Raw genomic sequence first — 13314 nt, forward strand, 5'->3', positions numbered from 1 at the left:
CCATAGCCTCGAACTGCCTCGACGGCATCCCGCCTGGTCGAGTCCACGCCGGAGATCCACATGAAAAATACCATCACCCTCGTCAGCGGTGGCCGATCGATGACCGCCGACACCTACACCCCGCATGGGGCGTCGCATGGCCTCGTCGTCATCGCCTATGGCAGTGACGGAATGACCAACAACCTGAGCGGCCCCTGGAGGACCATGATCGAAGGCTACGCGGTTTCGCTTGTGGCCAAAGGCTTCAGCGTCCTGATACCCGACTATCTCTCGACCAGTGGCACTCCGCCCGGTCCGGCGGTTTTCGACGCGATAGGGCGTTCGAGGGAGACATGGCTAAGGGGCCTTTCCGACGCCACGGATCAGTTCATCGCACTTTCCAAAGCCGATCCCAAGCGGGTCGGCCTGCTCGGCTTCTCGCTGGGTGGCCACCTTGTCTTGCGACTGCGCCGCAAGGCCAGGGTGCTGGTGGAATTCTTTGCGCCGGTCCTCGACGGGCTGGGTTCGCCCGGGGCATTGGCGCATGCCCAGATCCATCACGGGGAGGCGGACAAGACGCCCGGTACCGGCATTGAAAACGCTTCGTTGATCAAGGCGACGCTCAACCGTGAAAACACCCCGACGGAACTCTATGCGTATCCCGGCGCCAGCCACGGCTTCATTGGCGCCGACCAGGCCAACAAGACCGCGCGGGAACTGTCCAAGGCCAGGACCTTGTCGTTCTTCGGGGATCACCTTCCGGAGAACCGCCGTGTTTGATCTTTTCAAGGACATCGACAAGTACAAGGGCATTCCTCCGTACGCGAGCGAGCATTACGGCGTCTACCAGCCGCTCCTCGGCTGGCAGTCGCGGTTGACCAAGTCGTGGGTGCAGAACGGTGGCGTGTTGATCGATCCACAGGTCAAGCGGATCCTGGACCGGCGCCTGACGCCAGGCCCCGTCGAAGTGCAGCAGAACGATCCGCGTGAGTTCATGGCGCACCCGCTCGACAGCGCGACGGGCAAGTCTCCGTACACCGTCGTGCTCTTGAAGAACCTGGCCAGCGAAGTCCTGAAGATCGTGCGGGGCCGGGTCCAAGGCTTCGTCGACGCCAGCAAGGGCATCTTGCCGAATGGCGCGCAATGGAACAGCGTGATTGAAGTCAACGAGCTGATGGAGCCGAAGCAAGGGACGTTGCGCCTGGCCAATGACCGGATCCGTGCTCGCCTGTTCGATGAAGCGAAAGCCCAGGCTCCGGGCGGACTCGTCACCGCTGAAATGGCCGAGGCCCTCAAGGCCAGGCACCTGGTCCTCATGCAGTACGAGTCGCAGATCGCAACCTTCCTGCTCTCCTACGCCGAGGGCCAGGGCGGCACGGATCCGAACGAGTTGCAGAAGCTCTTCGCGGTGAGTGAGGCACCGCCCCTGGCGGACATCCTTCGTTCGACGGACCCGCTCGCCAACATCGACCCCAACGACCGCAGCGGTGTGCTCTCGCCGGTGGGCTTCGTGCATCTCTTTCGACAGTACTTCTTCGACCTTGGCACGTTCCTCGGTGAACCGGTCGAACACATCTGGCTGGCGCCGGGCACGACGATCGAATTGGTCGAGGTCAGCACGCGCAAGACCATCATCGAACGCACCGAGGAGAGCAGTTCAGAATCGACAAGCCGCATGGAGTCGAGTTCGGACGTCAAGGACGAGCTGAGTGATGCGGTGAAGAGCGAGAACGGCAGCAGCACCAAGCTGGGCGTCTCGACCACCAACAGCGTCAACTTCGGCGTCTATCAAGGGACTGCAACTGTCACGCTGGGCCTCGAATCGACGCGCAAGGATGCCCGCGAGACCAGTCACAAGCAAAACCGCGAACAAGCAGAGAAGCTGTCCACCGAGATCAAGCGCAGCTTCAAGTCGGTCTTCAAGAGCGTGACCGAAACCGGCGACATGCGCAGCCGCCGCTACGTATTGCAGAACACCGGCCCGGACCTGATCAACTACGAACTGCGCCGCAAGATGCGCCGGGTCGGCGTGCAGATGCAGGGACTGGGCGAACGGCTGTGCTCGCAGGTCTTCGTGGACGATGCCGGGTCTGCACTTGGACTTTCCGAGCTGGTGCATTTCGCCGCGTCGCCGGACCTGTCGTCGCTCAAGCGCGACGATGTGCCGCTGCCTGTCGCCATCACCAAGACAGTGACGGCCCGGATTCCGTTCCAGGGCCGTGGCACCAATGACGACAGTGGACCCGGCGCGGACTATGGCGCGACGCAGTTCCTCGCCAATGAGGGCAAGTACACCGGTCACCGCACCAACACCAACGACGAGAACGCAGAAGATGCCGAAGTGGTGATGGGGCCGTTCTCGTTCAAGTTCGATCCGCCGCAGGCCGGCTACGAACTGCTCGACGTACGCCCGGTCGGACCCCAGGGCAACAAGCGTGCGACCGCACGACCGGCGCAGAACAAGAAACCGGACGGGTCGTTCGAACTGGTGATGGATGCGATCAACTTCGGAGGCGAGAACCAGGTGCTGTTCGACGTTGAACTGTCCTTCGGACCCGTGACGCCGGCCATGGAAGCCTATGCAGCGCTCAAGAAAGAGGCCGACAAGAAGTACGACGCCGACAAGCAGCGCCTGCTCGAGAAGTCATTCCTCGAGAACGTGCGCCAGCGCATCAAGGACGCGAGCAACATTGCTGCACGCCCGGCGTGGGACCTGCGCGAGGAAGAGCGCACCGTCGTCTATCGCAAGCTGGTCGAACGGCTGATGCTCGACAGCTGGGGCATTGCCACCAAGAAACCTGGCGACGGCAGCAATACGCGCCTTGCGCACGTGCGCTCCGAAGTGATCCGCGCGATCTTCGATGTCGACGGCATGCTGTACTTCGTCGCCCCCGAATGGTGGATGCCGCGCCGTCACAAGAGCCAGTACGACGGTCGCGCAGATTTCCACCTTACCGAGCAGGACCTGGTGCAGTGGGACGACCTCGAGAAGCGCGATGACAACTATCGCATCACCGAAGATTCGACGACTGCAAAGTTCGGGAGCTCACTCGGCTGGTTGCTGCAACTCGACGGCGACAACCTTCGCAACGCATTCCTGAATGCACCTTGGGTCAAGGCGGTGATTCCGATCCGTCCCGGGAGGGAACGTGCGGCGCTCAACTGGCTTCGTGCGATCGAAGGCCATGAATTTGACGGCTGGGACGCGCCCTACACGGCCATCACGCCGGAAGACACCCAGCTGTTGGCCGAACTGGCCGCCGATGGACTCCCGGCCACCATCGGCAACGTGCTCGAAAAGATCGCTGCCAGGATGGAACGGGAGAACGCCGACATCCATCACGTGCTCGAAGCCGATCGAGTCTTCGAGCACGGCTTCGACCACCTCGCCGGCGGCTTCGACGCCAGCGTGGACCCGACGAAGCCGTTCAGCCAGTGGGTGTCGGTGCTTCCCACGGATCAGATCGTCGCGGTCCCCTACCAGGCAACGGATTTCCTGGTTCCGTGAGCCTTGCTCATCACGCCCACCTGGAGAACGCCGTGACCGACACCGATCCGGAGAGATGGTTCCTGGACACGCTCCCCTTCACGCGCGGCAACAGCGTCCTTGCGCTGGTCGATGGCAGCGAGTTCATGGCACATCTGTACGACCGCTTCGCGGCAATGCAGGGCGACGACACGCTCTGCTACACCGCATGGCGCGCCTCGCCGACGCAGAAGTTGAGGCCGGACATATCGGCGCTGGATTCAAGCCTCCTTCGTGTGCTGCTCGACCTGGTGCAGCGACGGGTTGTCGTTCGACTGCTGGCCTGGTACCCACCGGGGACCTCCTCGTTCGTGGTCCGCCGCTACGGGACGCACAACAGTGAGAACTACGCCATCGTGAAGCAGATTCGCGATGCGATCAACGCCAGGAAAGTCGCTGGATCCGCGTACCTGGACCAGCGCCTGCCGGCGCTTGTCGCGTCGCACCACCAGAAGTCGATGGTCCTGACAGTCAAGGGAGACGCCTGGGCCTACGTGGGTGGACTCGACGTCAGCATCGATCGCTGGGATACGCCCGCTCACACCAGCCCGTCTGAACGGCAGGTCGAAAAGCTCGATGCGTGGCACGACGTCCATTGCGCAATCCAGGGGCCTGCGGTGGGCGCAATCGCAGACAACTTTCTCGAGCGTTGGAACGAACGTCGACCTCCGTTGAGAGCGAATCCCGGTGACATGCCGGCGCCTATCAAGGCTGCCTGGCCTGTGCCGGCGAGCGGCGCTGGAACGCTGGCGGTGCAACGGTTGCGAACGCTCGCTTGCAACGGAACTTACGACTTTCGGCGCGGTGGTGAGCAGAGTTCGCGCGAAGGGATCAACAAGGCGATCGACCGAGCACAGTACTTCGTCTATATCGAGGACCAGTACTTCTGGCCTTGCTCCACCGTCGAGCGATTGGCCGCGGCAGTGCGGCGAGGGGTGTACCTGTTCCTGGTGCTCGCCCGGACGTACGATGCCGACGGTTTGCTGCGCATTGCCCATTGCGAAATGCGCAAGGAGGCGCTCGATGCAGTGCGTGCGGCAGGCGCGGCGCGTGTCATCTGTTGCCACCTCGAGCAAGCGGCCCGGCCGACACAGATCTACGTCCATTCCAAGTTGGTGATCGTCGATGACCGCTACGTGACGATCGGGAGCACCAATGTCGGACTGCGCAGCCAGACAACTGACTCGGAGCTCAACGTTGCAATGGTCGACAGCGCGGTGGTCGATGGTGTCATGGGCGGCTCACCCGTGCGTGTCGGTCGCTTCGCAAGAGAACTTCGTCTGCGGTTGTGGAGCGAACATCTCGGCCTCCCGGCAGCCCAATTCGATGACCCCATCGCATCGAGGTCGCGCTGGCCGACGCAGAGGCGCGGTTCCAGGAAAGTCCATCACGCCTGCTTTCACGCTGGAGATGTCCCGGCCGCCGACATCACGTTGGCCGACTGGTATCAGGCGATGAAGGCGCTCAAGGAGCTACTCGGCGACGCCCGACCCTGGCCCAATGCAACACCGGAAGAGAAAACACTGGTCGATGTGGCCATGGCCGTCCTCGAGGTCACCGGCGCGGGAGGCTTGATCACCCCGAACAGCGACCTTGCGCTGGGGCCGATCTGGTGGACACCGCGCCATGGCCTGCGAGCCCGGCTCTGGGAATTCTTGAAGACGCGCATCATGAATGTGGAGACGCGTTGCGGCCGCACCTGATGGAGCGCGACCCGGGCATCCGTACCTGATGCGTAACGTCCCGCGCCGCATGCTGGCGTTGCCGAGGGCGCTGACTCATCTCTCGGCATCGAGTGATCTGATCCCGACGCAACACACACAGGAGTACGGCATGGCCTTCGACACAGACACAAGTTGGTTCCCCCTCTTCGAATTCCAGGACTGGGTTTATCAAAGCTTCCTTCTCTTGCCTTCCCCCGAGAAGGCGGCCGCCACCCCCGAGGCGGAGGTTAGCGCCAGGAAATGGTCACGCGGCAGCCTGGTGTGTGGCCAGGCGTTCCGTGACGCCGGGCGGTACACGCTGACGGGAAGGTTGATCTTCAGCAAAGGCCTCGAGCTTGCGGTGTCGGCGAGCGGCGCGCTCGGCAGCGGCGATGAGGCATGCACCTTTCAGGCCACGGGCACGGGCGTCGCAGGACCGCTCAAGGGAATGATCTCGCGCCTCGCAGGCTGGGTGTTTCCCGAGGTGCCGATCCTCAACGGTGGCGGTCGCGTGTTGAGCGTTCGCGGCTCGACGTGGGCTGTGCGCGGTACTGATATCAATCCGACGATCGACCCCAGCGGAATGCCACTGGGCACCGTGGGCCAATTTGTCATCACGCGCGCAGCAACAGCTGCGGACGGATCGCACTGAACCAGACAGCAATGGCCGGGGGGCAACTGCCGTTCCTGGAACAAGCGCGGCTTTTTTGTCCAGCCGGGCACAGCAAGGTTCGAGGGCATCAGCATCCTCAACAGTGACGATGCCCACGGCGCCGCGACTGGCTAAAGTTTGCGCAAGCGAGATCGCAGTGTCGCGACGGAACTTGGCGTTGGAATCGAACCACGCGATGGTCGCGACCCACCTCATCGTTGCGCCGGCCCCGACAGACCGGATGGAAGGACCCCACAATGAGCGAGAAGATCATCATCAAGCGGCCCAGGGCGTTGCCTGAGAGTCCCAAGGCGATCTCACCGCCTGTCATCCAGGAGCCGTTGTATCAATGCGCCGTCGCGGTAACGGTGTTGGCCTACCAGCCCAACGCCGAGATCGACCTGGATGTGGCAGGAAGCATCACGACGGCGCTCGGCGGTTACCCGTTCCCCAACGGCGTGACCATCATCCTGCCCGCCGCCCTGGTCGCAGGCCAGAAGGTCCGTGCCCGGCAACGCGTGAACAGCGTCAACAGTGCCTGGACCAAGTTCATCGTGGTCGGCGACCACACCCGGGACTACCCGGCCGGCCCCCCGCGCCCGCAGATCAATCCGGCACCGGTCTACGAATGCGGCGTGCGCACCGGCGTGGGCAACCTGCTGCCCGGCGGCCATGTGTGGATCACCGCCGACGGCACCAAGGTGGGCGAGGTCAACGGCTGCGCCGCACAGCAAGGCATCAACGTCGTCCCAGCCTACAAGCTCAATCAGGTGGTCCAGGCCTGGTTCGAGTTGTGCCAGGACCCTGCCCCGCCCTCGGTGGGGTACACGACGGGCAAGCCGCCGTCACCCCTGCCGGCGCCGACGCTGGACCCGGTCTACGCCGGCGGGCAGTCGCTGACCATTCGAAACATCGTCAACGGTGCACGCGTCACGTTGATTCGCAACGGCGCGAGCCAAGGGACGTGGCCCTGCTGGGGCGGGGCTTTGACGATCAACGGGCTCGCGCTCTTCGCGGCGGGCGACACCTTCGCCGCCATCCAGGAGATGTGTCGGGGCGCTCCGCCCAGCCCACCGGGCTCGGGCGTCGTGCAGCCTTGCGGCAGTCTGCCCGCGCCGGAGATCGGGCCGGTACAGGGCGGCGACACCTCGATCACGGTCACGCAGTGCGCACCCGACGCCATCGTGAAAGTCTGGGTCAACGGCGTGCCCGCAGGCGCGAGCGGGCCGCCGGTGGTGAACCTCAACACCACGCTGCTCAGCGGCGACGAGATCCTCGTCGTGCAAGACCTCGCAGGCTGCCACAGCGCGCTTGCGTTGAAGCTCACCGTGGCGTGCGTCGACCCGCCGGTGCGCAGCAACCCGGCCGATCTGGACCTGTTTCCTGTCGGCTTTGCCGAGTACCAGCAAGGCAACCTGCACGGCATCGCCTACTACCCCGCAAAGTCGGACGGCAAGGGCACTGCCTTCCACGAACGGCTTGCCGGTCTCGGCCCGGTGCCCATCGTGTTCATGGCGCACGGGAACCATTCGCCGGCCGATCCGAGCTACCTGGGCTACGACTACTTTCAGCACGACCTGGCCAAGATGGGCGTGGTGTCCGTCTCGATCGACTGCAATGCGCTCAACGGGGCTGGAGGTGGTGTGCAAAACATCGTCGACCGGGCTGACCTCATCATCGACCACATCGCCCTGCTGCAGTCGATGAACGCCGACCCCGCCTCGACGTTCTTCAAACGGTTGGACTTCGGCCGCACCGGCCTGATGGGTCACTCGCGGGGCGGCGATGCCGTCGTGATGGTGCCGCCCGCCCTGGCGTTGCCAGGGGTGACGAAGTCGGTGTTGGCCTTGGCACCGACAAACTTCCGCTATTGGGCCGGCCAGAGCACGGTCCAGCCCAAGGGCTACGCGTACCTGACGCTGCTGCCGGCCGGCGACGGCGACGTGCGCGACAACAACGGCGCCCAGTTCTACGACATCGCCGAACCAGCGCCTTTCAAGAGCCAGCTGTACGTCCACTACACCAACCACAACTTCTTCAACCGCCGTTGGCTCTATGACGACAGTCTCAGCACGCCGCCTCAGCCGGCGGTGAACCCGCGCGCCGAGCACGAGCGCCTGCTCAGCACCTATGGCTGTGCGCTGGCGCGCGCCACATTGTTGGGCCATGCCGTCGACGGGTATCTGTCCGGCCATGTTCTTCCCGCCGGCGTGCTGACGCAGAACGTGCACAAGGCTTTCCAGAAGAAGGCCAAGAGCGTCGTCACGGTCGACCATTTCGGCGACGGCAACACCATCGCCACCAACTCCCTCGGGCAGCCCAATACCCAAAGCGGCGGTATCAATGCCGGCGAGTTCACCTTCGACCAACCCCCGGCCCCGGGCATCTTCAACAACTCGTTCTATGGCCTCACGATCGGCATGGTGCTGGCGCCGAAGGCAGCGGGTGGCATCTTCCGCTCGGCGCTGAAGAAGCCGCTCGACCTGTCCAAACGCGAGGTTTGGCTGCGCTGCGCCGAAGTGACCGACGGGCAGAGCGTCGCGGTCCAGCCCACCGGCTTCCTGCTCGGACTCGAGGATCAACTCGGCATTCGCGCTTGGGTGGACGTCGACGCGGTGGGTGGCCTCTTTCGTCCCTACCCGCGAAATCCCGGCATGATCAAGACGATGCTGTCGACCGCGAGGTTCCGGGGCGCCTGCTTCAAGGCCAAGCGATTCGACCTTTCGACCGTCGTGGCCGTGCTTCTCCAATGTGACCGCAAGCGGCCGCGGGCCATCGCGTTCGACGATATCCAGATCTACTAGCCAATTGGCATTGAGGAGCGCGTCATGGGATCCGATCAAGCCGTACCCGTTCAAGCCGAACCTGCGCCGGGCTGGGCCCTGCCCGCCATCACCGCCGTCGATATCCGCGCGACCGCGTTCCGGGCGCGGGCCACCAGGCACGTTGCCCCAGCGACGGCGGACGCCGCGGACGCCGTGCACATCGACGTGAAGCTGGACGCCCCCGTGCCGATGCGTGCGTTGTCGCCGGTGCTCTGGGTGGGCGACAAGATGCTCACCGAGTGCGAGGCGGTGAACAAGGAAGGGACGTCGTTGCGCTTCTGGGCGCTGGAGCCGCAAGCGTTGACCGATGGCGCCCCGCTGGCGTTGGCGTGGATCAACGAGCCGCCCCATGCAGCAACGCAGCGGGACGGTCGCGCCGGGGGATCCAAGGCGCCGACGTTCGTGTATCGAGCGCCACGGTAGCCGGTGGTCGGGCTTCGAGAACGCGGTGCGAGCAGGGCCATGAAGCAGCGCAGACGACGGCCATGAGCAACATGCATTCGAGGGAGCGTAGTCACTCCGCGCGCGCAGGGCGTAGCCCGAAGGGTTCCGGTGCGCGAGCCCTCACGGAGGGTACGGTGAAATATCCGTGCCAGGACTATGCGTCACGTCCCTCGCGACCTATACTCGCACCCCCGCAGAGGAAGGGGTAAACGACACCATGCTGGTCCGCCCGATGATTGGCCGCTGGGAAGTATCCCGAATCGAAGCCATCGCTGCACGCGAATCGCGTCGGCTTGCGGTGTTGCCCGTGCCCGGGCTGTCGGGCGACCTCCACCAGGACCTGGGCCGTGACGCGCTCGAAGTCGAGATCATGGGTTCGCTGTCGGGCGACCAGGCGCGCGACGACTTCCTGAAGGAGCTGCGCACGCAGTTCCTCCTCGGCGACCCGGTCGATTTCGTCGCCGACATCGTCAACGAATCGGAACTCGAGCAGGTGCTGATCGCCGCCTTCGATCTCGAAGAAAGCGCCGAGCGACCCGACGAGTTCCGATACCGCCTGGTGCTGCGCGAGTACACCGAGCCGCCCGAGCCGCCGGGCCTGAGCGACGACTTCGGCCTCGACGTCGACGGCCTGCTCGATCTCGATGTCGACCTCGGGCTGGACCTGCTTGACATCCCGGGCCTGCTCGGCGACGTACCGCAGATCGGCGACCTGCTGGCGCCGGTGCAACCCGCGGCGCAGCAGTTGAAGGACACGCTGGCCGGCGCCGCCGGCGTGCTCGGCCCGCTGGCCGACCTGCTCGGCTGAGCCACCCATGGCACTCGCCGCAGACATCTCGCTCAAGCTCGACGCGAGCGCGCTGGTCAGCGCGTTCGGCAACCAGCTTGGCGTGCATGCCTCGGCGCTGGTGACGATCCCCGTTCCCGACAGCAGCGGCGACGTCGGCGCCATCGCGTCCGGCGCCGCGTCGTTCGACGTCGGCGCGCTTGGCCCGACGATCGAACGCCTGGCGGGCCAGATCGGCTCCGGCATCACGGCGCTCGGCGGTCCCGGCGACCTGTTCGGCTCGATCACGCGCGCGCTCGACAGCGTCGAACTGCTGACCGCGGGCAACCTGCGCGGCGACATCGAGGCGCTGCTCGCGCAGCTCACCGCAGAGCTCGAAGGCGGTTCGCGCGACGGTGGACTCTTCGGCGTGCTGCTGCGACTGTCGAAGCTGCTCGCCGACTCGCCGAAGGGCGCCACGCTTGGCGCGTTGCTGAATTCACTGCTCGGCGCGGTGGGCATCACGCCGCCGCCGGCGGTCGGGAGCGTCGCTTCGCTGCTGCCGGCGATCGATGCGCTGGTGCGCGCGATCGGCGGCTTGATGATGCTGGAGTCGGTGCTCGAAGAATCGCAGCGGCTGACGGCGGTCGTCGCCGATCGGCTCGATGGCCCCGACATGCAACGCCAGTTCGACCAGCTGCTGGCACTCGCCGAGCCGACGCTGGCCACGCGCATCGCCGCCACCGACCCGGCTGACGCGGCCGCGGTGCGCGCCACGACCGACGGCCTCGTGCAGCTCGCCGACCGCATCGGCAACGTTGAGCAGGAACTGGCGGCGGCGATGGGCCTCGGCGAAGCGACGCTCGCGTACCTCGACATGCAGCAGGTGCAGCAGGAAGTCGCCGCTGCCGCCGCGCTGCTTCGCGACATCGACCTGGGCCAGCTCGAGACGCTGCTGCGCAACGCGCTCGGCGGCCTGTCGGCGTTCACGTCGCTCGACTTCTCGCGCGCGCCGGCGCAGTCGCTCGACGCGTTGCTGGCGCAGGCCGAAGCCCAGGTCGCGACCGTCGCCGGCCAGGTCGCGGCATGGGACCCGGCGGCGCTGGTCGAGCCGCTGACGAGCGGCATCGACAGCTTCACCGCGCCGCTGGCGGACCTGTCGGGGCTCATCGAATCGGCGGTGGTGTCGATCCGTGCCGCGCTCGATGCGGTCAAGCGCGTCGTCGTCGACCTGCCGCTGGCCGACCTGGCGAACGCGGTGACGACACTGATCGAGCCGATCGCGCAGGCGCTGCAGGCCATCGCTGCGCTCGTCGGCGACATCGGCGCGGCGCTGGAGACAGCCGCCGGGGAAGCGGTCGCGGCACTGGGTGCCGTCGAAGGCACGGTCGACGACTTCCAGGCAGCGGTCGCCGCGGTCTTCGCCGACGCCCGCGCCTTCGTCGACGGATTGCACCTCGACGCCATCGCGGGCCAGTTGACCGAGCGCATCGGCGAGTTCACGCAAGCCCTCTCGCAGGCACAGCTGAAGCCCTATTTCGACACCGCCGTCGGTGCCATCGGCAGCGCAGCCGACGTCGTCGCCGCGGTGCCTTTCTCGCTGCTGCCGGAATCGATGAAGGCCGACGTCGATGCCGCCATCGCGCCGATCAAGGCCGTCGACCTGGTGGCGTTCGAAACCCAGATCGAAGGCATGGTCGGCATCGGCCCCGACGGCACGTTCAGCGCCCGCGAAGACCTCGATGAAGCGATCGCCGGCATCCAGGTCAAGTTCGACGCGCTCGTCGAGGTGCTGCGCGAGCACGACCCGCAGCAATACCTGGCGCAGCTCGACACGCAGATCGGCGAGCTGGCCGACCGCATCCGCGAACTCGCCCCGGCGGTCACGCTGCAGCCGGTGCAGGACCTGATCGACGACGTCAAGGCGCAGATCGCCGGTTTCGACGTGCGCGCGCAGATCCAGCCGCTGCAGGACGGCTTCGACCAGGCCATCGCCGCAGTGCAGGCGTATTCGCCGGCCGCACTCGCGGCGCCCATCGAGGCACGCGTCACCGCGGCGCGGCAGAAGGTGCTCGACACGCTGGCGATCGAGCAGTGGTCGCCGGCGCTCGACACCATCCACACCCAGGCCGCGGCGGCGCTGGCGCTGCTTGACCCGGCGCAGCTCGAAGGCCAGTTGGGTGACCTGCTCGGCCAGGCGCAGGCTCTCGTGCTCAAGCTGCCCGACGGCAACAGCCCGCAATGGATCGGCACCATCGTCGCGGCGCTGCACACCGGGTCGGCGGCTCGCATTTACCCGCACACGTTCGAAGCCGTCAGCGGCTGGATCGACAGCCGCACGGGCGCGGCCGCGCTCGGCGCGCGCAGCACGGCGATCTCCGGCGCGCTGAAGCGCACCCACGACGCCGTCGCCGCGATCGACATCGCAGCTTTTGCCGGCACGCTGGCCGCACGGCTCGCACCGGTTCGCACCGCGACCGCGAGCCTGGCCGCGGCGCTGGCCGGCGCGACCCCCGACCAGGCGCGCCTGCAGGCAGTCGTGCTGCGGCTCGACGTGCAGGCCGACTGGGCGCGCCTGACCGCCAATCGCGACCGCTACCTGGCGCTGCTCGACGCATCGCTGCCGATCGCCGACACGCTGGCGCGCACCGGCCTGTCGGAAGTCGATGCCACGCTCGACAAGCTGCACCGCTGCCTGGAGCCGGTGCTGACGCTGCTGAACAGCCTGCGCGCCTTCGTCCGCGCCACCGGCCTGACCGAGGTCGATGCCGGCGTGCCGCAGATGCTGCGGCGCCTGTTCGAGGTGGCGCCGCCGGCGCGCCTGGCGGGGATGACGTCGCCGATCTTCGTCGCGGTACGCGAGCGCGTGCTGGCACTGATCGACGCCGTGATCCTGCCGCTGAAGACAGCCGTCGCGCGCTTGCAGACGCTGATCGCGGCCATCGACCTGGCGCCACTGACGCAGGCGGTGGACGGCGTGTTCCAGCAGGTGCTCGCCGAAGTGCAGGCGCTGTCGCCGCAAGTGCTGCTGGCATCGCCGCTGGCGGCAGTCGACGCGCTCAAGGCCGAGGTCGCGGCCTTCGACCCGCTGCAGGCGCTGCTGACGGCGCTCGACGCCTTGCGCGACACCGTGGCGCGCCTGCTCGACAAGCTGTCGGCCGAGAAGCTGCTGGCCGACCCGGTCGCCATCTATCGCGAGATCGTGGATGCGCTCGACGCGTTGAACCTGCAAGCCCTGATGGCGCCCGTGACCGAGCTGCTCGACTCGATTGCGCACGACGTCGACGAGGGGCTCGACGAGACGGTCGCCGCTTTCCAGCGCCTGCAGGATGCGCTGCCGTCGGGCGGCGGCGGCAGCAGTGGCTCGGTCGACGTGGAGGTGACCACATGAGCGACGCACGGCCGTTCCGAAGGCGCTC

8 protein-coding genes are annotated in these 13314 nt (G+C 66.2%); all 8 read left to right on the forward strand.

The features are described from left to right. Window positions 1–60 precede the first annotated feature (60 nt). The 8 genes from WKW82_RS22860 (at window position 61) to WKW82_RS22895 (ending at window position 13286) form a co-directional block, all read left to right on the forward strand. Window positions 61–759 carry a dienelactone hydrolase family protein gene (locus tag WKW82_RS22860; RefSeq protein ID WP_340344642.1) on the forward strand — a complete coding sequence of 233 codons (699 nt, stop codon included), beginning with the start codon at window positions 61–63 and terminating at the stop codon, window positions 757–759. Next, entirely contained in the window at window positions 752–3487 is a 2736-nt protein-coding gene (locus WKW82_RS22865) for a hypothetical protein (RefSeq protein WP_340344643.1), read from the forward strand. Before WKW82_RS22860 ends, WKW82_RS22865 begins: the two co-directional genes overlap by 8 nt. Before the next feature lie 32 nt (window positions 3488–3519). Next, window positions 3520–5208: a phospholipase D-like domain-containing protein gene (locus WKW82_RS22870; protein ID WP_340344644.1), complete on the forward strand. Its 1689-nt coding sequence runs from the start codon at window positions 3520–3522 to the stop codon at window positions 5206–5208. 130 nt (window positions 5209–5338) lie between these two features. Then, window positions 5339–5860, forward strand: a complete 522-nt coding sequence (locus WKW82_RS22875; protein ID WP_340344645.1) for a hypothetical protein — start codon at window positions 5339–5341, stop codon at window positions 5858–5860. Between the two features lie 257 nt (window positions 5861–6117). Next, complete coding sequence (locus tag WKW82_RS22880; protein WP_340344646.1) at window positions 6118–8664, forward strand: alpha/beta hydrolase family protein; 2547 nt, start codon at window positions 6118–6120, stop codon at window positions 8662–8664. A 24-nt stretch (window positions 8665–8688) separates the two neighbouring features. After that, a complete protein-coding gene (locus WKW82_RS22885; RefSeq protein WP_340344647.1) occupies window positions 8689–9108 on the forward strand; it encodes a hypothetical protein in 420 nt (139 codons plus the stop codon). Window positions 9109–9346: 238 nt separating this feature from the next. Continuing rightward, window positions 9347–9937, forward strand: a complete 591-nt coding sequence (locus WKW82_RS22890; protein WP_340344648.1) for a hypothetical protein — start codon at window positions 9347–9349, stop codon at window positions 9935–9937. A 7-nt stretch (window positions 9938–9944) separates the two neighbouring features. Continuing rightward, a complete protein-coding gene (locus WKW82_RS22895) occupies window positions 9945–13286 on the forward strand; it encodes a hypothetical protein (protein ID WP_340344649.1) in 3342 nt (1113 codons plus the stop codon). Window positions 13287–13314 lie beyond the last annotated feature (28 nt).

It is taken from the genome of Variovorax rhizosphaerae (genome assembly GCF_037889975.1).
Taxonomy (GTDB): domain Bacteria; phylum Pseudomonadota; class Gammaproteobacteria; order Burkholderiales; family Burkholderiaceae_C; genus Variovorax; species Variovorax rhizosphaerae.